Annotated in this window: 18 protein-coding genes; 11 read left to right on the top strand and 7 right to left on the bottom strand. The window is 66.4% G+C overall.

Features of this window, described 5'->3' with window-relative positions:
- Nucleotides 1-504: 504 nt before the first annotated feature.
- The 3 genes from prpE (at nucleotide 505) to AC3WTC_RS16875 (ending at nucleotide 4,206) form a co-directional block, all read left to right on the top strand.
- Complete coding sequence (gene prpE, locus AC3WTC_RS16885) at nucleotides 505-2,385, top strand: propionate--CoA ligase (protein WP_025878081.1); 1,881 nt, start codon at nucleotides 505-507, stop codon at nucleotides 2,383-2,385.
- Nucleotides 2,386-2,612: 227 nt separating this feature from the next.
- Entirely contained in the window at nucleotides 2,613-3,116 is a 504-nt protein-coding gene (locus tag AC3WTC_RS16880; RefSeq protein WP_105163502.1) for a hypothetical protein, read from the top strand.
- Nucleotides 3,117-3,162: 46 nt separating this feature from the next.
- A complete protein-coding gene (locus AC3WTC_RS16875; protein WP_492712032.1) occupies nucleotides 3,163-4,206 on the top strand; it encodes a suppressor of fused domain protein in 1,044 nt (347 codons plus the stop codon).
- A gap of 65 nt (nucleotides 4,207-4,271) precedes the next feature.
- On the opposite strand, the gene AC3WTC_RS16870 is transcribed toward AC3WTC_RS16875, so the two are convergent.
- The 5 genes from AC3WTC_RS16870 to AC3WTC_RS16850 all read right to left on the bottom strand — a co-directional run bounded on the left by AC3WTC_RS16870 (nucleotide 4,272) and on the right by AC3WTC_RS16850 (nucleotide 9,621).
- Nucleotides 4,272-4,883 carry a glutathione S-transferase N-terminal domain-containing protein gene (locus AC3WTC_RS16870; RefSeq protein ID WP_431601696.1) on the bottom strand — a complete coding sequence of 204 codons (612 nt, stop codon included), beginning with the start codon at nucleotides 4,881-4,883 and terminating at the stop codon, nucleotides 4,272-4,274.
- An 86-nt stretch (nucleotides 4,884-4,969) separates the two neighbouring features.
- Complete coding sequence (locus tag AC3WTC_RS16865; RefSeq protein WP_025878087.1) at nucleotides 4,970-5,428, bottom strand: cell wall hydrolase; 459 nt, start codon at nucleotides 5,426-5,428, stop codon at nucleotides 4,970-4,972.
- A 299-nt stretch (nucleotides 5,429-5,727) separates the two neighbouring features.
- Entirely contained in the window at nucleotides 5,728-7,758 is a 2,031-nt protein-coding gene (locus AC3WTC_RS16860; protein ID WP_492712029.1) for an FAD-dependent oxidoreductase, read from the bottom strand.
- A 108-nt stretch (nucleotides 7,759-7,866) separates the two neighbouring features.
- Complete coding sequence (gene yczE, locus AC3WTC_RS16855; protein WP_492712028.1) at nucleotides 7,867-8,496, bottom strand: membrane protein YczE; 630 nt, start codon at nucleotides 8,494-8,496, stop codon at nucleotides 7,867-7,869.
- A 105-nt stretch (nucleotides 8,497-8,601) separates the two neighbouring features.
- Nucleotides 8,602-9,621, bottom strand: a complete 1,020-nt coding sequence (locus AC3WTC_RS16850) for a zinc-binding alcohol dehydrogenase family protein (RefSeq protein ID WP_492712027.1) — start codon at nucleotides 9,619-9,621, stop codon at nucleotides 8,602-8,604.
- Between the two features lie 358 nt (nucleotides 9,622-9,979).
- Here AC3WTC_RS16850 and AC3WTC_RS16845 point away from each other — a divergent pair, with 358 nt between their 5' ends.
- The 4 genes from AC3WTC_RS16845 (at nucleotide 9,980) to AC3WTC_RS16830 (ending at nucleotide 13,048) form a co-directional block, all read left to right on the top strand.
- Nucleotides 9,980-11,071, top strand: a complete 1,092-nt coding sequence (locus AC3WTC_RS16845) for an OmpA family protein (protein ID WP_025878092.1) — start codon at nucleotides 9,980-9,982, stop codon at nucleotides 11,069-11,071.
- Between the two features lie 217 nt (nucleotides 11,072-11,288).
- Nucleotides 11,289-11,795 carry a hypothetical protein gene (locus AC3WTC_RS16840; RefSeq protein ID WP_025878093.1) on the top strand — a complete coding sequence of 169 codons (507 nt, stop codon included), beginning with the start codon at nucleotides 11,289-11,291 and terminating at the stop codon, nucleotides 11,793-11,795.
- Between the two features lie 20 nt (nucleotides 11,796-11,815).
- On the top strand, nucleotides 11,816-12,625 hold the full coding sequence (locus tag AC3WTC_RS16835) for a pseudouridine synthase (protein ID WP_492712026.1): 810 nt from the start codon (nucleotides 11,816-11,818) through the stop codon (nucleotides 12,623-12,625).
- A gap of 84 nt (nucleotides 12,626-12,709) precedes the next feature.
- On the top strand, nucleotides 12,710-13,048 hold the full coding sequence (locus tag AC3WTC_RS16830; RefSeq protein WP_080149947.1) for a hypothetical protein: 339 nt from the start codon (nucleotides 12,710-12,712) through the stop codon (nucleotides 13,046-13,048).
- Between the two features lie 122 nt (nucleotides 13,049-13,170).
- Here the strand turns inward: AC3WTC_RS16830 and kbl are convergent, their stop codons facing one another.
- Nucleotides 13,171-14,376 carry a glycine C-acetyltransferase gene (gene kbl, locus AC3WTC_RS16825; RefSeq protein ID WP_059066100.1) on the bottom strand — a complete coding sequence of 402 codons (1,206 nt, stop codon included), beginning with the start codon at nucleotides 14,374-14,376 and terminating at the stop codon, nucleotides 13,171-13,173.
- Nucleotides 14,377-14,589: 213 nt separating this feature from the next.
- On the opposite strand from kbl, the gene AC3WTC_RS16820 reads away from it, so the two are divergent.
- A complete protein-coding gene (locus tag AC3WTC_RS16820) occupies nucleotides 14,590-15,282 on the top strand; it encodes a TorF family putative porin (protein ID WP_025878097.1) in 693 nt (230 codons plus the stop codon).
- Between the two features lie 185 nt (nucleotides 15,283-15,467).
- Here the strand turns inward: AC3WTC_RS16820 and tdh are convergent, their stop codons facing one another.
- Nucleotides 15,468-16,490 carry an L-threonine 3-dehydrogenase gene (tdh, locus tag AC3WTC_RS16815; protein ID WP_032952044.1) on the bottom strand — a complete coding sequence of 341 codons (1,023 nt, stop codon included), beginning with the start codon at nucleotides 16,488-16,490 and terminating at the stop codon, nucleotides 15,468-15,470.
- Between the two features lie 288 nt (nucleotides 16,491-16,778).
- Here tdh and AC3WTC_RS16810 point away from each other — a divergent pair, with 288 nt between their 5' ends.
- The 3 genes from AC3WTC_RS16810 (at nucleotide 16,779) to folC (ending at nucleotide 21,099) form a co-directional block, all read left to right on the top strand.
- Nucleotides 16,779-18,941: a S46 family peptidase gene (locus AC3WTC_RS16810; RefSeq protein ID WP_492712025.1), complete on the top strand. Its 2,163-nt coding sequence runs from the start codon at nucleotides 16,779-16,781 to the stop codon at nucleotides 18,939-18,941.
- Between the two features lie 199 nt (nucleotides 18,942-19,140).
- The gene (locus AC3WTC_RS16805) at nucleotides 19,141-19,785 is read left to right on the top strand and encodes a histidine phosphatase family protein (RefSeq protein WP_025878100.1); all 645 of its coding nucleotides are present in this window, start codon (nucleotides 19,141-19,143) and stop codon (nucleotides 19,783-19,785) included.
- A gap of 42 nt (nucleotides 19,786-19,827) precedes the next feature.
- Entirely contained in the window at nucleotides 19,828-21,099 is a 1,272-nt protein-coding gene (gene folC, locus AC3WTC_RS16800) for a bifunctional tetrahydrofolate synthase/dihydrofolate synthase (RefSeq protein ID WP_492712023.1), read from the top strand.
- Nucleotides 21,100-21,112: the final 13 nt, after the last annotated feature.

The raw sequence follows: 21,112 nt of genomic DNA, 5'->3' as shown, positions 1-21,112 counted from the left end.
AACCCATCCATGGGGGCTTGGCCGCGGCATCTATGCCGCGGACACCCCCGCAACCGGACCCACCCCGCCTTCGACAGATCTTCGGTGACGGATGGTCTATCCACGCTTTGCGATGGATCAAATCCATCGGAATCGAATATTTCGACAATTCATCGAAAAGCATCCACGCATGGCGTGGATCTACGTGTCGACCAAGGTCGACAGCTACCAACAGCAGCCCAACAGCGGCGGGAAATTGTCGAAGGCGGGGTGGGTCCGGTTGCGGGGGCGTGAGCGCCATGGATGGCGCGACCGAGCCTACATGGACGTATTCACGGCGTCCCCCGCAATCGGACCCACCCCGCCATCCCAAGGAATGCACGCTGTTGCTGTTGCCGTTGCCGTTGCTTCTGCGGGTGCAGGGCGCAGCCCTGCCGGCAACACACCCCCTACCAAGGTAGGGCGGCCCACGCGCCAGCGCCGGACTATGCTCGAAGCCATGACTTTGTCTGGGAGGGCTGCGTCATGAACTACGAGGAAACCTACCGCCGTTCGATCGACGAGCCGGAGGCATTCTGGGGCGAGGAAGCCAAGCGCATCCATTGGCACACGCCGCCGCAACAGGTGCTCGACTACAGCAACCCGCCGTTCCGGCGCTGGTTCGTGGGTGGTGAAACCAACCTCTGCTACAACGCCGTCGACCGGCATCTGGCCGACCGCGCGGACCAGCTCGCACTCGTCGCCATCTCCACCGAAACCAACAGCACCCGCGAAATCACCTATCGCCAGCTGTATCGCGAAGTGAACGACTTCGCCGCCGTGCTGAAGCACCTTGGCGTCGGCCACGGCGACCGCGTGGTGATCTACATGCCGAACATGGCCGAGGCCGTGTTCGCCATGCTTGCCTGTGCACGTATCGGTGCGGTGCACTCGGTGGTGTTCGGTGGCTTCGCTGCGCACAACCTCGCGCTGCGCATTGACGATGCCAAGCCGAAGCTGCTGATCGCTGCCGATGCCGGCATGCGTGGCGGCAAGCTCATTCCGTACAAGGCGATGGTCGATGCCGCCTGCGCCGAAGCCAGCAGTCCGCCGCCGCACGTGCTGATCGTTTCGCGCGGGCTGGACCCGGCCGAGCCACGCATCGAAGGGCGCGACGTCGAGTACGCCACCCTGCGTGCGCAGATCGGGCAGACCGATGTGCCGGTGCAATGGCTGGAATCGAGCGAGCCCAGCTACCTGCTGTACACCTCCGGCACCACCGGCAAGCCGAAGGGCGTGCAGCGCGATGTCGGTGGCTATGCGGTGGCGATGGCACAGTCGATGCAGACCGTGTTCGACTGCAAGCCGGGACAGGTGATGTTCTCCACCTCCGATGTCGGCTGGGCCGTGGGCCATTCCTACAACGTGTATGGCCCGTTGATCGGCGGTTGCACCTCGCTGCTGTACGAAGGGCTGCCGACCAACCCCGATCCGGGCATCTGGTGGGCGCTGTGCGAGCAGTACAACGTGCGCACGATGTTCTCTTCGCCGACGGCGATCCGCGTGCTGAAGAAGCACGATGCCGATTTCATCCACCGCCACGACCTGGATGCGCTGAAGTATCTGTTCCTGGCCGGCGAGCCGCTGGACGAGCCGACCGCGCACTGGATCAGCGACGCGCTGGGCAAGCCGATCATCGACAACTACTGGCAGACCGAAACCGGTTGGCCGGCATTGACCCTGCTGCCTGGGCTGGACATGAAGCCAGTGCGGTTCGGCTCGCCCGGGTTCCCCAATCTCGGCTACCGGATGAAGGTGATCGACGAGAACACCGGTGAAGAGGTGGCTGCCGGGCAGAAGGGTGTGCTGGTGATGACGCCGCCGTTGCCGCCGGGCTGCATGAGCACGGTCTGGAATGACGACAGCCGCTTCCTGCAGAGCTACTTCAGCCACTTCAAGGAACTGCTGTACAGCTCGCTGGACTGGGCCATCCGCGATGACGATGGCTATACCTTCATCCTCGGCCGCACCGACGATGTGATCAACGTGGCCGGGCACCGTCTGGGCACGCGTGAGATCGAAGAGGCCATCTCCAGTCACCCGCGCGTGGCCGAGGCGGCGGTGATCGGGGTGAAGGACGAATTGAAGGGGCAGGTGCCGCTGGTGTTCGTCACCCTCAAGCAGGGGCTCGATGGCGAAGACCCGGCCGCAGTGGTGGCCGAGATGATGGCCACGGTGACCACCTCGCTGGGGGCGGTGGCGCGACCGGCGCACATCCATGTGGTCAACGCGCTGCCCAAGACCCGTTCGGGCAAGCTGCTGCGTCGCTCGCTGCAGGCATTGGCCGAGCAGCGCGACCCCGGCGACCTGTCGACGCTGGACGACCCGGGCGCGCTGGAAGAGATCCGCCGCGCGCTGGGACGCTGATCGGGGTGGTAGCGCCGGGCCATGCCCGGCGAGCGCAAAGCGCGGAAAAGCCGCCAGGGATGGCCTGGCGCTACCCAGGCCTGCCAGGACATGCGCTAAGCTCCGCCTGTCATCGACCTGCAACACGCGGCACGCGCCGGGGAACGCGCGTGCCACCCGGGGATGGCGAACAGGGGGGCGCGCCCGCAAGGGCGTGCATGCGTATCGCATCGTGGGAAGGGGGAGCTATGGCACTGCTGCATGCCAAGACGGCCGCTGGCCGCCAGGAAATCGAAGATCGTGCCCGGCGCCTGCCGGCGGCGCTGCGTTCGATCCTGTTGATGGTTGACGGCCAGCGTGATGAAAGCGAACTGCGCGGCTTGTTTGAAGGACTGCGCGCGCCGCCGGATGCGCTGCAGCAGCTGGCTGCACTGGGCCTGATCGAAGTGGTCGGCGGCAGGGCCGAACCTGTACCGCAGCGCGGGCTGTGCAGCGGCCGTGAGCAGGATCCGGCGCTGTACCAGCAGTTGTACGACGCGATGAGCGATGCCGTGCGCCGCCATCTGGGCCTGAAAGGCTACTTCATGCAGTTGAAGATCGAGCGCTGTCCCGACGCGGTCGCCCTGGAAAAACTGTGCCCGGAAATGATCGCCGCGATCGGCAAGGCACGCAGCCCGGCGCTGGCCCAGCGCTGGTGGCAGGAGATCCAGATCTCGATGGCACCGGTCACTGCCGAGGTCGTGCCCGGCTGACGCGCGGGGTAAAGTGGTCCGCTCTTTTTCCGCCCAGGAGCCCCGCATGCAGGACGACACCGATACCCCCGGTTGGGATGCGATCAATGCCGCGCTGGCACCGCTGTACGCCGGCCAGGAGCCGCGTCACTTCGGTACCGCGCTGCCGTACACGCTGGGTGGCCAGGATCCGCTCGACGGCATCAGCGTCTACTGGGCCGAATCACCGGTTCCGCATTGGCACTACGTCACCTACGGTCTGTCAGAACTGTATGCAAAAGAGAGCAGTGATGCGGCCACCAGTGGCTATGGTTTCGAGCTGACGCTCCGCCTGGCTGCGGACGAGGGGGAGGATGCAGGCAGCACGCCGCCTGCGTGGCCGATGAACCTGCTGCAGAATCTGGCGCGCTATGTGTTCAGCAGCGGCAATGTGTTCGAGGATGGCCACCACCTCAACGCCAATGGCCCGATCGCGCTGGAGACCGACACCCGTCTCTGCCATCTGGCATTCGTTGCCGATCCGCAGTTGCCACCGCGCGACACCGCCAATGGACATTTGCAGTTCCTGCAGGTGGTGGGGCTGACCGACGAGGAAATGGACGCGATCAAGCGCTGGTCCACGCGCGGTGTCCTGCAGGTGCTTGAGGAAGCGATGCCGCTGTGGATCACCGATCTGCATCGCGGCAATCTGCTGGACGATCCGGCGCTGGCCGAGCGGGTGGAGGCCGGCAGCGAGCGTGAGGGGTCCAGTACCGGCATGTTGTTCATCGAGACGCTGGACTGGCGGCAGACGGCGGGTATCACCACGCTGGTGCTGGGGGCCGGGCAGGTCGGCAGTGTGGGTGAGCTGCTGCCACTGCGCCTGCGCCACGGCAAGGCACTGACGCTGGTCAGCCGCGAACGGCAATGGGAGTTCATGCCGGCCACCGATGGCGCGGTCGCGGTCGAGGACGACAACGTGCGCTGGATACTGGATGAGGCGGCGTTGCAGGCCTGGCATGGCGTGCGGCCGCAACGCGGGACCTACCCGGTGTCGAGTACGTTGCAGGTTGAAGTGGTGCCGACGTTCCTGCGCGATGCGAAGGGCGAAGTGATCCGCGAAATCGGCTGACCGCGCCGATGGCACCAATGGGGTCGGAGCCGCCTGCTGCGCAGACGGATCCGACCCCGGTTCCATCAGGTCAGCCCTTCGGCCTTCAGCACCGCCTGCACGCCCGGATCGGCGTCCATGCGCGCCTTGTAGGCGGCCAGGTTGTCCAGGCCCGACAGGTCGACCTTGGTGCCGGCCGCCCAGCGCAGGGTGATGTAGAAGTAGGGATCGGCGAAGCTGCGGAAGCCGGCCAGCCACGGCTTGTCGGCCAGCTGCCTGTCGGCGGTCTCGAACAGGGCGCGCAGGCGCTTGTGCGCGGCGGCGCGGATCGCATCGTACTGGCCTTCATCGGCGATGAACTTGCCCGGCGCGAACAGCGGCGAGAACGCCGGGTGCACGTCGGAGTTGACGAAGGCCAGCCAGCGGGTGGCTTCAGCGCGCTGGCGCGGGCTGCCATCGCCGCCGAGACCGGCCTGCGGGTAGCTGTCGGCGATGTAGCCCATGATCGCCGCGTTCTGCACCAGCACGAAGTCGCCATCGACGATCGCCGGTACCGCGCCGGCCGGATTGATCTTGAGGAATTCCGGACCCTTCAGGGTGTCCTTGTTCAGCAGTTCGACCTCGAACGGCTGGCCGGTCCACTGCAGGGCGATGTGGTCGGCGGTGGAACAGGCACCGGGCTTGCTGTACAGCTTCATGGGAACTCCAGGCGGGGTGTGGCGGGAAACCACCACTATCCCAGAGCCCAGCCACACGCGGCAACGCTGCCACCGGCAACGGATCGTTACGACTGCCGGGGCTTGAGGTTCTGCACTTTGTAGAAGGTGTGATCGCCGATGGTGGCCACCTGGTAGGCGTTGCGCCAGTTCGGGCTGGCGATGGCCAGCGCAGCGAAGTGGCTGGCGCCAGGCACGATCTCGCGGCGCTCGCCGGCTGGCAGCGCCCAGTTGCGCTCGGCGTCGAAGGCCACGTCCATCGCCTCACTCCACGCCGCATCGTTGCCCAACTGGGTGCCGGGGGAGACGATGGTGGGGGCGAACTGCTTGCGCGCGGTCACCACCTGGCACATCGAGTCGCCCCACAGGCCACTGTCGAGGCGACGCAGGGCGACTTCGGCCACGGCCTGCTGGCCACGCAGGGTCTGGTCGCGGGCTTCCAGGTAAACGGTGGTGCTCAAACACAATGAATCAGCGGCCGGCTGCGGCAGCAACTGCGACAGCCAGAGAATCCAGGCCAGTTTCATATAACTCCTTGCTCCGTGTGGGACGCACCTGGCGGTTCCGGCAGCGCAGGCTGCTGGAGGCGGGGTACGACTTGGCGTCATGGGGAGGCGGCCATCGGGGCTGCCCCGTGGGCGGCCCCAAGAACACGATCGTGGATCGATCGGCGGGGTCCGCACCGGCTCACCGGAAACTGGCTGGTGAGCAGAAAGTCGGCGCAAGGTAGGGGGGGATTGCCGAACGCATCCTGAATCGTCCGGCTTGACATTCAGCTTGGGGGCCGGTGACGGAAATCACATTCCGGCCCCCATTCAGGTGTTCATCAGAGCGCGGCGGCGAGCCGGCTGCCCTGATCGATCGCACGTTTTGCATCGAGTTCGGCGGCCACATCTGCACCACCGATCAAGTGTGCGGTGATGCCCGCGGCCTGCAGTTCGGCCTGCAGCGCGCGCTGCGGTTCCTGGCCGGCACAGATCACCACGTGGTCGACCGGCAGCAGCTGTTCGCTGCCGTCCACGCGGATGCGCAGGCCCGCATCGTCCACGCCCAGGTACTCGACACCACCCAGCATGCGCACGCCCTTGGCCTTCAGCGTGGCGCGGTGGATCCAGCCGGTGGTCTTGCCCAGGCGTGCACCGGGCTTTCCGGCACTGCGCTGCAGCAGCCACAGCCTGCGCGGCGACGCCTCCACGGCCGGGCGGGCCAGTGCACCGCGGGCCTCGAAGGTGGCATCCACGCCCCATTCGGCCATCCAGCGTTGCGGGTCCAGCGATGGCGAGGGGCCGTCATGGGCAAGGAACTCGCCGACATCGAAGCCGATGCCACCGGCGCCGATGATGGCGGCGCTGGCACCCACCTCGACCCGGCCCAGCAGCACATCCAGGTAGTTGACCACCTTGGCGTGGTCGGCACCGGGGAAGTCGACCTTGCGCGGCAGGATGCCGGTGGCCAGTACGACCTCGTCGAAGCCGGCCAGGCTGGCCGCGTCGGCACGGGTGCCCAGGCGCAGCTGCACGCCTGTCTCGCCCAGCTTGTGGCGGAAGTAGCGCAGGGTCTCGTGGAACTCTTCCTTGCCGGGAATGCGCTTGGCCACGTTGAACTGGCCACCGATCTCCTCGCTGGCGTCGAACAGGGTGACCTGGTGGCCGCGTTCGGCAGCGACCGTAGCGCAGGCCAGGCCGGCCGGGCCGGCGCCGACCACGGCCACCCGCTTCGGTGCGGTGGTCGGGGTGTAGACCAGCTCGGTCTCGTGGGCGGCACGCGGGTTGACCAGGCAACTGGCCAGCTTGTTTTCGAACACGTGGTCCAGGCAGGCCTGGTTGCAGGCGATGCAGGTGTTGATGGCTTCGGCGCGGCCGGCGCGGGCCTTGTTCGGCCACTGCGGGTCGGCCAGCAGCGGACGGGCCAGCGACACCATGTCGGCACCGCCATCGGCGAGGATGCGTTCGGCGACCTCGGGCATGTTGATGCGGTTGGTCGCCACCAGCGGCAACGACACGTGCGGCTTGAGCTTGGCGGTGACCGCGGCGAATGCGCCACGCGGTACCGACGTGGCAATGGTCGGAATGCGCGCTTCATGCCAGCCGATGCCGGAATTGAGGATCGTCGCACCGGCGGCCTCGATGGCCTGGGCCTGCTGCACGATCTCTTCCCAGTTGCTGCCGTCTTCGACCAGGTCGACCAGCGACAGGCGGTAGATGATGATGAAATCCGGGCCGCAGGCCTCGCGGATGCGGCGCACGATCTCCACCGCGAAGCGCATGCGCTGTGCGGCATCACCGCCCCAGCGGTCATCGCGCTTGTTGGTGCGCGGGGCGATGAACTCGTTGATGAGGTAACCCTCCGAGCCCATCACTTCCACGCCGTCGTAGCCGGCTTCGCGGGCCAGCTTCGCGCTGCGTGCATAGTCGGCGATGTGCCGCTCGACGCCGCTGGCCGACAAGGCGCGCGGGGTGAACGGATTGATCGGCGCCTTCAGCTTCGACGGCGCTACCGACAGCGGGTGATAGGCGTAGCGCCCGGCATGCAGCAGCTGCAGGCAGATCTTCGCGCCGTGCTGGTGCGCGGCGGCGGTCAACTGCCGATGCGGGCGCACTTCCCAAGGCCAGGACAGCTTGCCGCCGAACGGCTTGAGCCAGCCGACCACGTTCGGCGCGAAACCACCGGTGACGATCAGGCCGACGCCACCCTCGGCGCGCTCTGCGAAGTAGGCGGCCAGGCGCGGGAAGTCGCGTGCGCGGTCCTCCAGGCCGGTGTGCATCGAGCCCATCAGCACCCGGTTGCGCAGCTGGGTGAAGCCCAGGTCCAGCGGGGAGAACAGGTGGGGGTAGGCGCTTTCGTTGGCTGGCGACATGTCGATACGCTTGCGTACGGAAGCGCGAAGGGTGCCGCGAAACGGCTCCCGGGGCAAGGGCTGGCTCGCGCTCGGTGGCGCCGGGCCATGCCCGGCCTACCGGTCAGCTCAGGGCGATTGCGGTTGCCGGCCAGCGGCCGGCACTACCGGTGTGCGGCCGATCCCGAACCAGCCAAGGGTGATCCCGCAAAGTGGCCCGATCAGCAACGCGAAGGCGAGCGTGCCGACGCCGACATTGCCGCCCAGCCACCAACCCAGCAGCAGCACGCTGCCTTCAATCAGGCTGCGCACCTTCCAGATCGGCCAGCCGGTGCGCGCGTGCAGTCCGGTCATCAGGCCATCGCGCGGGCCAGGGCCGAGCTTGGCGCCGATGTACAGGCCGGTGGCCAGCGCCACCAGCAGCATGCCGGCGCAGAACATCGCCACCTGCCAGCCGAGACCGACGGCCGGGGGCAGCAGCCACAGTCCGAACTGGGCCGAAGGGCCGATCAGCATCACGTTGAGCACGGTACCGACACCGGGCTTCTGCCGCAGCGGCCACCACAGCAGCAGTACCAGCGCGCCGATCACGTTGGTGGCCAGGCCGAACGACAACGGGGTCTGTGCAGCAATGCCCTGCGACAGCACATCCCACGGCGCGACACCGATGGCGGCGCGGATCATCAGCGAGGCGCCGAAGCCGTAGAGGAACAGGCCGATGATCAGTTGCAGCAGGCGCAGGGGCAGGGCGGAGGGCATGACGGGCTCGGGGGAGGGGGATCTGTTTCCACCCTATCCCCGAAACAGGCCGTTCAATAGATACAGATGCCGGCCAATCCACTGCGACAGGTTGTGGGTGGTGAATCAGTCGTCCCAGCCGGCCAGCGCCAGCTTGCCGATGGTGCGGCCGCCGGCCAGACGCTGATGCGCGGCATCCAGGTTGGCCGCATTGATCGGGCCCAGCACTTCGCTCAGCGTGCCGCGCAACTGGCCCGCGTCGATCATGCTGGCGGCGCGGTTGAGGATGCGGTGCTGCTCAATGCGGTCGGCGGTGGCAAAGCGCGCGCGGGCGAACATGAATTCCCAATGGATGCCGATGCACTTGGCCTTGTAGGGATCGCCGATGCGCAGCGGGCCGCGGGGTTCCACGATCAGGCCTGCATGTCCCTGTGGTGCCAGCAGCTGGCCCAGTTCGTCCCAGTAGTGATCGGTGTCGGCCAGGTTGAGTGCCACCTGCACTTCGTCGACGCCAAGCGCCTGCAGCTGCGGCAACAGGGGCTGGCGATGGTCGATGACATGCTGGGCGCCCATCCGCCGGCACCAGTCGATCGAGGCTTCACGCGAGGCGGTGGCAATGACCTCAAACCCCGCGTGGTGGGCCAGCTGGATCGCCATCGAGCCGACGCCGCCGGCACCACCGATCACCAGCAGGCGCTGGCCGGCGTGGCGGCGATCATCTAGCTGCAGGGGCATGCGCTGGAACAGCAGTTCCCAGGCAGTAAGGGTGGTCAGCGGCAGCGCGGCCGCTTCGGCGAAATCGAGGGTAGTCGGTTTGCGTGCCACCAGCCGCTCATCCACCAGCTGATACTGCGCATTGCAGCCAGGGCGGGTGACATCCCCTGCGTAGTAGACCTCGTCACCGGAGGCGAACAGGCTGGCCTCCTCGCCCATCGCTTCGACCACCCCTGCGGCGTCCCAGCCGAGAATGCGCGGGGTATCCAGCGACGCGGCCGGCGTGGCTGCACGCAGCTTCCCGTCGACGGGATTGACGGAAAGTGCTTCGACACGGATCAGCAGGTCACGGCCACGCGGCGGCTGCGGCGGTGGCAGCACCAGATCGCGCAGGGCAGGGGCGGAGTCACGGCACAGGGCGACGGCTTTCATTGCAGCTCCAGCTCGGTTCCTGTCTGCATCATAAGGTTCCTCACCTCGATGGGCGCGCGCTGAACCGCTTTGGGATAACCCGCGCCAAATCTGACGCATCTGGCCGTTAAACCCTTCCAAACCCTTGTGGTGCGTGGGTCTTGCGGATTTTCATCATCCTGTATAGGGTTTCAACGTCGGACCGGTGGCCGGTCGTGCGCGGCGCTTCACATGTTACGGGACTGTTAACATGACCTTCACCCGCCTGAGCATAATGTTCGCGGCGGTGGCGTGCTGAATCGGCTGTCTGAACATCGACGCAGTAGTGCTGGCCCATGCCTCTACCGGTTTCATACCCCCGAAATAGGAGCTGTACTCAATGAACAAGAAGATCCTTACTGCCGCGCTGCTGGGCGGTCTGGCTTTCGCCCAGGCTGCGTCGGCGCAGGAGTTCGATGACCGCTGGTACCTGACCGGTTCGGCCGGCTTCAACTTCCAGGACAACGACCGCCTGACCAACGACGCTCCGTTCGTGACCCTGGGTCTGGGCAAGTTCATCAGCCCGAACTGGTCGCTGGATGGTGAGCTGAACTACCAGAACCCGAACTTCGACGCCAACCAGGATCAGAACTGGTCGCAGTACGGCGTGTCGTTCGATCTGCGTCGCCACTTCATCAAGGAAGGCCGCGGCTGGAACCCCTACATCGTGGGCGGCCTGGGCTACCAGAAGTCGGAAGAAGAGTACCCGGCTCTGGACACCAACGGTCCGCGTGAGCGCAAGGACGGCAACCTGGCTGCCAAGCTCGGCGTCGGCCTGCAGACCACCTTCGACAAGCGCGTTGCTGTCCGCGCCGAAGTGGCCTACCGCGCTGACTTCGACGACCAGAGCATCGCCGCGCGCGACGAAAGCTGGTTCGGCGACGTGCTGGCTTCGGTCGGCGTCGTGATCCCGCTGGGCCCGGCCCCGGTGGCTGCTGCTCCGGCTCCGGCTCCGGTTGCCCCGAGCTGCGCCGACCTGGATGACGACGGTGACGGCGTCAACAACTGCGACGACAAGTGCCCGAACTCGCAGCCGGGTCAGACCATCGGTCCGGACGGTTGCCCGGTGCCGGTCTCGATCGACCTGAAGGGCGTGAACTTCGACTTCGACAAGTCGAACCTGCGTCCGGACGCTGTGGCCATCCTGAGCGAAGCCACCGAGATCCTGAAGCGTTACCCGGATCTGCGCGTTGAAGTTGCCGGTCACACCGACTCGAAGGGTACCGACGCTTACAACCAGAAGCTGTCGGAGCGTCGTGCTACCGCGGTGTACAACTACCTGACCAAGAACGGCGTCGACGCTGGCCGTCTGGCCGGTCCGATCGGCTACGGCGAGAGCCGTCCGATTGCGCCGAACACCAACCCGGATGGTTCGGACAATCCGGAAGGTCGCGCCAAGAACCGTCGTACCGAGCTGAACGTCCAGAACTAAGTTCTGACGCTCTGCCAGTAAGATGCAGCAGGACCCGGCTTCGGCCGGGTCTTGTTGTTTGTGCGGTCCGCAATGATGAATCAGCGCTGGAATGGTGACCGTTCGTCGGTAATTTGCTTATCAAACCAATGAGTTGCCGTATTCATTGAAAGTGGCGCTTGAAAGATGACGCGGCATTGCTAAACTCGCCGCGTCACTTCCTTTCGTGGATGCCCTCATGCTGCGCTCTGCATCGGCTGCCGTTCTGGCGCTGGCCCTGGTTCCTGCTGCTCACGCTGCGGTCGATTGCTCGGTCAACACCAGCGCTTCGCCGCTGCCGTTGCCGGCCACGGCCGTCGCCCCGGTGGCCGACGAGCTGTACATCCGCAGCAGCCAGCTGGGCATGTCCAGCGGCGTGCTGGGCAGCAGCTACGATCCGTCGCAGTCGCTGGACCAGGTGCTGCAGCGGTTGCGCATCGATGGCTGCCAGAACATCGCCAAGGCGATTCCGAGCGCGCCGGCTGTGAAGCCGAATGATCCGGCCGCGTACAAGCCGCAGACCGAGTTCGACAACACGCCGTGGCGCTTTGACATGAGCCAGAACGGCAAGCGCATGACCGCCGAAGAGTTCGACGCCTGGATGAAGGCGCGCGGCGTACGCGTGGTCAAGGCGCGTCCGGTTCCGGCAGCCACCCCGGCCGCAGCCGAAGTACCGGCTGAGACCAAGCCGGTCGACAAGAAGTAAGCGCGGCGGGGAGCAGAGGCTTGCGCACGCGCCGCCCACCTGCCGCCCCCGCTGCCCGCTCCCACGCTGCGCGTGGGCGTGCGAATCCCCCTGCGGTTTCCGCCGGCGTGCGCCATGGCCTGGCGCGCGTGCTGTCCAAGGCGGGTGTGTGCTCGCGCAGCGAGGCCGCGCGCTGGATCGCTGATGGCCGCGTTCGTGTCGCCGGGCGCATCGTCCGTGATCCGGAATTTCCGATTGCCAGCCCGGCGCCACCGATCGAGGTCGACGGCCAGCCGATGGGCGCACCGCAACGTCTGTACCTGATGCTCAACAAACCGCGCGGGGTGGTCACAACCGTGCAGGATGAGCGTGGCCGCGACACCGTGTACCGCTGCTTCGATGGTGCCGGCCTGCCGTGGATCGCGCCGGTCGGTCGCCTGGACAAGGCCAGTGAAGGCCTGTTGCTGTTCAGCAATGATTCGCAGTGGGCTGCGCGCCTGACTGATCCGCAGACCGGCCCGCACAAGACCTACCACGTGCAGGTGGATCGCCTGCCCGACGAGGACACCCTGGCTGCGCTGCGCGCCGGTGTCGAAGACGAGGGCGAGTTCCTGCTTGCCCTGGCCGTGCGCGTGCTGCGCAGCGGCGACAAGACCGCCTGGCTGGAGGTGGTCCTCGACGAGGGCCGCAACCGCCATATCCGTCGCCTGCTGGCGGCCTTCGACCTGCAGGTGCTGCGCCTGGTCCGCGTTGCGATCGGAGAGCTCACGCTCGGCGATCTCGGCAAGGGCCAGTGGCGGGCGCTGGAGGTCAGCGACCAGCAGCGGCTGGGGGCCGCTGCACCGGGCTGAGTGATGCCCACGGCCGGCGCTCGCCGGCCACCGTTCCAGGCGTAGGGGGCGCCTGGTTGTCGAATGTCCAGAACGGAGCCTGCCATGTATCACCCGACCCTCAAGCAAACCCTGCGCTGTGCCAGCCTGTTGTTGCCGATCGTGCTGTTGACGGCCTGCGGCGGCCACAAGAAGGCGGCCAAGGCCGATCGCCCGGCCGAAACCCCGGTGGTTGAAGTAAAGACCCCGGAGCTGGATGGCCGCGGCAGCTATCGCTTCATGATGAGCAACGGCGACCAGAAGATGACCGCCGACCAGTTCGATGCCTGGATGAAAGCCAATGGCATCCGCGTTGCCAAGGGCAACGGGCAGGACGCTGTGGCCAAGCCGGTGGTGGTCGCCAGCAAGGACGAGCCCAAGGACAAGAAGAAAAAGAAGAAGTAAGGCCTGGCAGGTGCCGACCTTGGTCGGCACGCCCTGATGGGTAGCGCCGGGCCGTGCCCGGCGAGCGCATGGCGCGGCTATCGGGAAACCGCCGGGCATGGCCCGGCGTTATCCGTGGGTGATCAGCCCTTGATCACGCCCAGCTCGACACCGATGCGGGTGAATGCATCGATCGCGCGGTCCAGGTGCTCGCGGCTGTGCGCGGCGCTGATCTGGGTGCGGATGCGGGCCTGGCCCTTGGGCACCACCGGGAAGAAGAAGCCGATCGCATAGATGCCTTCTTCCAGCAGCCGCTCGGCGAATTTCTGCGCCAGCGGTGCGTCGTACAGCATCACCGGGCTGATCGGATGCACGCCGGGCTTCACGTCGAAGCCGGCAGCGGTCATCTTCTCGCGGAAGTAGGTGGTGTTGGCGGCCAGGGTGCTGCGCAGGTCATCGGCCGCGGCCAGCATCTCGAACGCCTTGATGCCGGCGGCGACCACGTGCGGCGGCAGCGAGTTGGAGAACAGGTACGGGCGCGAGCGCTGGCGCAGCAGCTCGATCACTTCGGCGCTGGCGCAGGTGAAGCCACCCAGCGCGCCGCCCATGGCCTTGCCCAGGGTGCCGGTGATGATGTCGATCTTCTCCAGCACGCCCTTGACCTCGGCCGAGCCGCGGCCCGTCGCGCCGAGGAAGCCGGTGGCATGGCATTCGTCGATGTGGACCAGCGCGTTGTACTTCTTCGCCAGCGCGGTGATCTCGTCCAGCGGCGCGATGAAGCCGTCCATCGAGAACACGCCGTCGGTGGTGATCAGCTTGGTCTTGCAGCCGGCCGCATCGGCGGCCTGCAGCTGCGCTTCCAGATCGGCCATGTCGCAGTTGGCGTAGCGGAAGCGCTTGGCCTTGCACAGGCGCACGCCGTCGATGATCGAGGCATGGTTCAGTGCATCGGAAATGATCGCGTCGTTCTCGCCCAGCAGCGGTTCGAACAGGCCGCCGTTGGCGTCGAAGCAGGCCGCGTACAGGATGGTGTCCTGCTTGCCGAAGAAGTCGGCGATCTGCTTCTCCAGCTGCTTGTGCAGGTCCTGGGTGCCGCAGATGAAGCGCACCGATGCCATGCCGAAACCGTGGCTGTCCAGCGCGTCCTTCGCGGCCTGGATCAGGTCAGGATGGTCGGCCAGGCCGAGGTAGTTGTTGGCACAGAAGTTCAGCACCTTGCGGCCGTCTTCCAGGGTGATCTCGGCGGACTGCGGGCTGGTGATGATCCGCTCGGACTTGAACAGGCCCTGGGCGCGGATGGCGTCCAGTTCCTCAGCATAGTGGCGGGTCAGGGCGGAGGAGTCGGTCATGGCGTGGGCACGGCTCAGCACGGGGAAACCGCTGATTCTACCGGGCATCGACGGCTGCGGACCGGGCCGGATGGGGCACCGCCATGGCCGGCACATGTTGCATCGCAATAGCAAACGGGTTAAAAATTCGTGAACCGGGGCTGTCTGGCTCCGGTTGCTGCGCCCGCTGCAGATCCCCCGCCTTCCACGCCACCGACCCCACCGGAGACGCTCATGAAGCACGCCCGTGCCTGCCTCGCCATTGCCGCCGCCCTGACCCTCGCGCCGTTCGCCGCCAGCGCCCAGGACAACGAATCTCCGTACAGCTGGAACGTCACCGCCGTCTCGGACTACCTGTTCCGTGGTGTGTCGCAGACCGATGAGGATCCGACCCTGCAGGCCGGCTTCACCTACACCAGCCCGGTTGGCCTGTATGCCGGTGTCTGGGGTTCGGGCGTGGACTTCGGTCCGGGCGATCCGAATACCGAGGTCGACTACCTTATCGGCTACGGCGTGGACGTGACCGAGCGCGTCAACTTCGACGTGCTGTTGAACCGATACACCTACCTCAAGGCCAGCCACCAGAACTACAACGAGCTGATCACCACCACCACGCTGGACGACACCTACAAGCTGACGGTGGCCTACAGCAACGATGTGTGGAACAGCAGCACCGACGGCTGGTACTTCGGCCTGGGTGGCAGCTGGGGCCTGCCGAAGGACTTCACGCTCAACGCCAACGTCGGCCGCAGCACCTTCGAGGACGGTATCGCCAAGGACTACACCGACTGGAACGTCGGCGTCGCCCGCCAGTTCGGCCTGTTCAATGTTGGCCTGGGTTACTACGGCACCGATGGCAATGGTCGCGACAACTCCGGCAAGCTGGCCCACAGCCGGGTGATGCTGAGCGTGGCCGTAGGCAAGTAACGCCGCAGGCGTTACGGTAGGTGCCTGGCTTGCCTGGCACGCTTCACGAAAAAGGCGCCATTGGGCGCCTTTTTCGATTCCGCAGCGTTCTTGATCCCATCTGGGGGAGAGCCCCCTTGTTGTTCAAGGGGGGGGCGCCGACGGCGCGGGGATAAGGAAACCTGCGGGGGAATTGACCCGAAGAGTCAATTCCAGCTGAGGACCACCTTGCCGGCCTTGCCTTCTTCCATCAGGTCGAAGCCCTTCTGGAAGTCGTCGATCGGCAGCTGGTGGGTCATCACCTTGCCGAGCGGGAAGCCGGACAGCACCAGCTGGGTCATCTTGTACCAGGTCTCGTACATCTTGCGGCCGTAGATGCCCTGCACGGTCAGGCCCTTGAAGATGATCTTGTCCCAGTCGCAGCCGGCACCCTTGGGCATGATGCCGAGCATGGCGATCTTGCCGCCGTGGTACATGCAGTCGAGCATGTCGTTGAACGCGCGCGGGTTGCCGCTCATTTCCAGGCCCACGTCGAAGCCCTCCATGTGCAGTTCCTTCATCACGTCCTTCAGCGACGTGTTGGCGACGTTGACCACGCGGGTGGCGCCCATGTCGGCGGCCAGCTTCAGGCGGAAGTCGTTGACGTCGGTCACCACCACGTTGCGTGCACCGATATGCTTGCAGATGCCCGCCGCGATGATGCCGATCGGGCCGGCGCCGGTGATCAGCACGTCTTCGCCGATGACGTTGAATTCCAGCGCGCAGTGCGCGGCATTGCCGTACGGGTCGAAGAAGGCGGCCAGTTCGGACGGGATCTGGTCGGGAATCGGCCACAGGTTGCTGGCCGGCATCACCATGTATTCGGCGAACGCGCCGTTGACGTTGACGCCGATGCCGACGGTGTTCGGGCACAGGTGCGGACGACCGCCGCGGCAGTTGCGGCAGTGGCCGCAGACGATGTGGCCTTCGGCCGACACGCGCTGGCCGATCTCGTAGCCGGTCACGCCCGGGCCGATCTCTGCGATGCGGCCGACGAACTCATGGCCGATGGTCAGGCCCGGCTTGATCGTGCGCTGGCTCCATTCGTCCCACAGGTAGATATGCAGGTCGGTGCCGCAGATCGCGGTCTTTTCCAGCTTGATCAGGACCTGGTTGGGGCCCGGGGTCGGCACCGGAACCTCTTCCATCCAGATGCCCTTGGCCGCTTCGCGCTTGACCAGGGCCTTCATCGTTTGCTGCGCCATCGGGGTGGAACTCATCAGGGGGAAAGCGCGGATTATAGGGCGCCACGCGGATTTCCCATGTTGCGCTGCGGGTGCAGTGGTGGAACGAAAGCTGTGCGCAGGCGGGCGTTTCGAACAGCGCCACTGCGTTCGCCGGGCATGGCCCGGCGCTACCGGCAAATCGCGCGGGTAGCGCCGGGCCATGCCCGGCGGGCCGGGGCCATGACTTCCGGGGTTCGGGCCGGGGCAGGGCGGCGGGCTACAATCGAGGGTTCCACTACCAGGGGCCGCTCCATGCGCTCGAACCTGCTTGCATTCTCCGTCGTCGCCAGCCTTGGGCTGGTCCAGGTCGCCCATGCCGCTGAAGGCATGTGGGTGCCGCAGCAGCTGCCGGAAATCGCCGGCCCGCTGCAGAAGGCCGGCCTCAAGCTGTCCCCGGAACAGCTGGCCAACCTGACCGGCGACCCGATGGGCGCGGTGGTCGCGCTGGGCGGCTGCACCGCCAGCTTCGTCTCCCCGCAGGGCCTGGTGGTCACCAACCACCACTGTGCCTATGGTGCGATCCAGCTGAACTCGACCGCACAGAAGAACCTGATCAAGGACGGCTTCAACGCGCCCAAGCTCAGCGATGAACTGAGTGCCGGCCCGAACGCCCGCGTGTTCGTGCTCGACCAGATCACCGACGTCACCGCCCAGGCCAAGGCGGCCATCGCCGGCGCCGGCAAGGACCCGCTGGCCCGCAGCCGTGCGCTGGACGCTTTCGACAAGGCCCAGGTCGCCGCGTGTGAAGCCGATGCCGGCTTCCGCTGCCGCCTGTATTCGTTCTCCGGCGGCAACACCTACCGCCTGTTCCGCAACCTGGAAATCAAGGACGTGCGCCTGGTCTATGCACCTCCGGGCAGCGTCGGCAAGTTCGGCGGTGACGTCGACAACTGGATGTGGCCGCGCCACACCGGTGATTTCTCGTTCTACCGTGCCTACGTCGGCAAGGATGGCAAGCCGGCCGCGTTCTCGGCCGACAACGTGCCCTACCAGCCCAAGCACTTCCTGAAGTTCGCCGATACGCCGCTGGGCGCCGACGACTTCGTGATGGTGGCCGGCTACCCGGGCCGCACCAACCGCTACGCGCTGGCCGGTGAGTTCAACGAGACCGCCAGCTTCACCTACCCGACCATTGCCCGCCACTACAACGCGGTGCTGAAGATGATCGCCGATGCCGGCAAGGCCGACGCCGACGTCAAGGTGAAGTACGCCGCCACCGCCGCCAGCATGAACAACGTGGCCAAGAACTACCTGGGCCAGCTGGAAGGCTTCAAGCGCATCGATGCCGCCGGCCAGAAGCAGGCCGAAGAAGCGGCGGTGCTGGCCTGGCTGAAGAAGCAGGGCGCTGCCGGCAAGCCGGCACTGGCTGCGCACGCGCAGCTGCTGCAGCACCTGGATACCAGCAAGTCGACGCGCGAGCGCGACCTGTTTGTCGGCCAGTTCAACAACACCTCCGCGGTGGGCGCGGCCATCACCCTGTACCGCCTGTCGATCGAGCGCAGCAAGCCCGACGCCGAGCGCGAAGCGGGTTACCAGGACCGCGACCTGACCACCATCGAGGGCAGCCTGAAGCAGATGGATCGCCGCTACGTGGCGAAGATGGACCAGCAGCTGCAGACCTACTGGCTGGACCAGTACGTGGCCCTGCCGGCCGCCCAGCGCGACAACGAGGTGCTGAACACGTGGTTGGCCGGCAGCGATCCCACTGCGGTGAAGTCGCTGGTGACCAAGCTGGGCGGCACCGGACTGGGCAGCCTCGACAACCGCCTGAAGTGGTTCAAGGCCGATCGCGCTGCGTTTGAAGCCAGCAATGATCCGGCCATCCAGTACGCGGTGGCCGTCATGCCGGCGCTGCTGAAGCAGGAAGAGCAGAAGAAGATCCGCGAGGGCGAATCGCTGACCGCTCGTCCGCTGTACCTGCAGGCCGTGGCCGACTACAAGAAGAGCCAGGGCGAGTTCGTCTATCCCGATGCCAACCTGTCGCTGCGCATCACCTTCGGCAACGTGATGGGCTATGGCAAGGACGGCGTGAAGTACACCCCGTTCACCACCCTGGAAGGTGTGGCGGCGAAGGAAACCGGTGAGGATCCGTTCGACTCGCCGAAGGCCCTGCTCGATGCGGTCAAGGCCAAGCGTTACGGCGGTCTGGAAGACAAGCGGATCGGTTCGGTACCGGTGAACTTCCTGTCCAACCTGGACATCACCGGCGGCAACTCCGGTTCGCCGGTGCTCGATGCCAACGGTAAGCTGGTCGGCCTGGCCTTCGACGGCAACTGGGAATCGGTCAGTTCCAACTGGGTGTTCGACCCGGTGATGACCCGCATGATCGCCGTCGACAGCCGCTATATGCAGTGGATCATGCAGGAAGTGGCGCCGGCGCCGCAGCTGCTGAAGGAACTGAAACTGGCGAAATAAACCGGTTGCGGTAGTGCCGGCCGCTGGCCGGCAACCTCGACCAGATAGCCGGAGTTTCTGAAACCCCGCGACGTCTGTCGCGGGGTTTTTTCATGCCCCGACCGGCCGGGTCCGCCGAACAGGTATCATCCCTGTTCCGCGCACTTCACAGGATGTGAACAATGCGCCGGAACTCCTCCCCCAAGGACCCCTTGTTCGCATGCGCATCCTGCTTGCCCGTCACGGCGAAACGCCGTGGAACGCCGAAGGCCGCTACCAGGGCCAGATCGACATCCCGCTTTCGCCCATCGGTGAGGCCCAGGCCCAGGCGCTTGGCGCCCGCCTGGCTTCGGTGGACATCACCCGCGCGGTGGCCTCGCCGCTGTCACGCGCCCAACGCACCGCGCAACTGGCCCTGGGTGCTGCACGCGCCGACATGCTGCTGACCGAGCCGGAGCTGCAGGAAATCGCCCACGGTGAGTGGGAAGGCCTGCTGGCCAGCGAAATCAACGAAAAAGACCCGTCGCGCCTGCAGGCGTGGCGCAATGAACCGGACACCGTGCTGATGCCCGGTGGCGAATCGCTGCGCCTGGTGCTGGAGCGCAGCTGGCGCGGCCTGGCCCGCGCCGCCGAAGGCCTTGGCGAACACGACACCCTGCTGGTGGTCGCCCACGATGCAGTCAACCGGGTGATCCTGTGCAAGGTGCTGGGCCTGCCGTTGTCGCGGCTGTGGACCTTCCGCCAGGCACCGACCACGCTCAACCTGCTTGAAGGCGCCGACCTGGACAGCCTGGAAGTGGTGCGCCTGAACGACTGCGCCCACCACACGCCGTTCTTCGGTGAAGCCAAGCACCGCGCACTCTGAATCTTCTGCCCTGAATCACCTGCACCTGTTGGAAGCCTTGCCGTGAAGAACACCCCGACCACTCTGGCCGAATGGCTGGACTACATTGAACGCCAGCATCCGGCCAGCATCGACATGGGGCTGGAGCGCGTGCGCACCGTGGCCACCGCGATGGGCCTGGGCACGCCGGCCAGGCACACCATCGTGGTCGGTGGTACCAACGGCAAGGGTTCCACCGTCGCCTTCATCGAGGCCATCGCGCGTGCTGCGGGCTGGAAGGTCGGCGCGTATACCTCGCCGCACCTGCTGCGCTACAACGAGCGCGTGCGCATCGATGGCCAGGATGTCGATGACGCCGCACTGGTGGCCGCGTTCAACACGGTCGAGGCGGCGCGCGGTGATGTGACGCTGACCTACTTCGAGTACGGAACGCTGGCCGCGCTGCAGTTGTTTGCCGATGCCGATCTTGATCTGGCCGTGCTGGAAGTGGGCCTCGGTGGCCGCCTGGATGCGGTCAACATCGTCGACGCCGACGTGGCGGTGATCACCACCGTGGACATCGATCACGCCGAATGGCTGGGCGAGGACCGCGAGGCCATCGGTGCCGAGAAGGCCGGCATCATCCGCGGCTGGAAGCCGGTGATCCTGGGCGAGACCGATCCGCCGTCGAGCGTGCTGGCGCGCGCCTACCTGGTGGGTGCCAATGCGATCCGCGGCGGCAGCGACTATTTCTACGAACCGATCGACGCGCAGCGTTGGCGCTGGCGCGATGTCGGCACCCGCCTGGAACTGCCGACGCCGACGCTGGCCGGGCCGATCCAGCTGGCCAACGCCGGTGCGGCGATCGCGGCGCTGCGCGCGCTGGACCGGCCGGTGCCGCGCGCGGCATGGGCCGCAGGCGTGGCAGCGGCGCGCATCGCCGGGCGCCTGCAGGCGTTCGAGCGCGATGGCGTGCAGGTTCGCGTCGATGTCGGCCACAACCCGCAGGCAGCCGGTCAGCTGGCCCACGCGCTGAAGGCCGAGGCATCCCCCGGGCGCACCCTGGCGGTATACGCCGCGCTGCAGGACAAGGACGCCGTGGGCGTGGTGCAGGCGCTGCAGGAGGTAGTGGGCGACTGGACGCTGGCCGGGTTGGATGGCGCGCGTGGGCAGAGTGCGGCGGAACTGCAGGCACGGCTGGCAGATACCGCGGCAGCCACTGCGGCGCTGGCCGGCACGGTCGAACAGGCGCTGGCGCAGGTGCTGGCCCGCGCCGAGCGCGGCGACCGGGTGCTGGTATTCGGTTCCTTCCATACCGCCGCCGCTGCGCTGCAATGGCTGCAGGCCCACGCCTGACCGCCGTTCAGCC

The organism is Stenotrophomonas sp. FW305-C-20-S1 (genome assembly GCF_058783335.1).
The sequence above is the reverse complement of the archived record's forward strand: the minus strand, read 5'-3'. Positions and strand labels throughout refer to the sequence as shown.

Excerpts from the sequence above, each read along its gene's own strand:
- prpE (WP_025878081.1), top strand. The coding sequence starts at position 505 with ATGAACTACGAGGAAACCTACCGCCGTTCGATCGACGAGCCGGAGGCA.
- AC3WTC_RS16880 (WP_105163502.1), top strand. The coding sequence starts at position 2,613 with ATGGCACTGCTGCATGCCAAGACGGCCGCTGGCCGCCAGGAAATCGAA.
- AC3WTC_RS16875 (WP_492712032.1), top strand. The coding sequence starts at position 3,163 with ATGCAGGACGACACCGATACCCCCGGTTGGGATGCGATCAATGCCGCG.
- AC3WTC_RS16870 (WP_431601696.1), bottom strand. The coding sequence starts at position 4,883 with ATGAAGCTGTACAGCAAGCCCGGTGCCTGTTCCACCGCCGACCACATC.
- AC3WTC_RS16865 (WP_025878087.1), bottom strand. The coding sequence starts at position 5,428 with ATGAAACTGGCCTGGATTCTCTGGCTGTCGCAGTTGCTGCCGCAGCCG.
- AC3WTC_RS16860 (WP_492712029.1), bottom strand. The coding sequence starts at position 7,758 with ATGTCGCCAGCCAACGAAAGCGCCTACCCCCACCTGTTCTCCCCGCTG.
- yczE (WP_492712028.1), bottom strand. The coding sequence starts at position 8,496 with ATGCCCTCCGCCCTGCCCCTGCGCCTGCTGCAACTGATCATCGGCCTG.
- AC3WTC_RS16850 (WP_492712027.1), bottom strand. The coding sequence starts at position 9,621 with ATGAAAGCCGTCGCCCTGTGCCGTGACTCCGCCCCTGCCCTGCGCGAT.
- AC3WTC_RS16845 (WP_025878092.1), top strand. The coding sequence starts at position 9,980 with ATGAACAAGAAGATCCTTACTGCCGCGCTGCTGGGCGGTCTGGCTTTC.
- AC3WTC_RS16840 (WP_025878093.1), top strand. The coding sequence starts at position 11,289 with ATGCTGCGCTCTGCATCGGCTGCCGTTCTGGCGCTGGCCCTGGTTCCT.
- AC3WTC_RS16830 (WP_080149947.1), top strand. The coding sequence starts at position 12,710 with ATGTATCACCCGACCCTCAAGCAAACCCTGCGCTGTGCCAGCCTGTTG.
- kbl (WP_059066100.1), bottom strand. The coding sequence starts at position 14,376 with ATGACCGACTCCTCCGCCCTGACCCGCCACTATGCTGAGGAACTGGAC.
- AC3WTC_RS16820 (WP_025878097.1), top strand. The coding sequence starts at position 14,590 with ATGAAGCACGCCCGTGCCTGCCTCGCCATTGCCGCCGCCCTGACCCTC.
- tdh (WP_032952044.1), bottom strand. The coding sequence starts at position 16,490 with ATGAAGGCCCTGGTCAAGCGCGAAGCGGCCAAGGGCATCTGGATGGAA.
- AC3WTC_RS16810 (WP_492712025.1), top strand. The coding sequence starts at position 16,779 with ATGCGCTCGAACCTGCTTGCATTCTCCGTCGTCGCCAGCCTTGGGCTG.
- AC3WTC_RS16805 (WP_025878100.1), top strand. The coding sequence starts at position 19,141 with ATGCGCATCCTGCTTGCCCGTCACGGCGAAACGCCGTGGAACGCCGAA.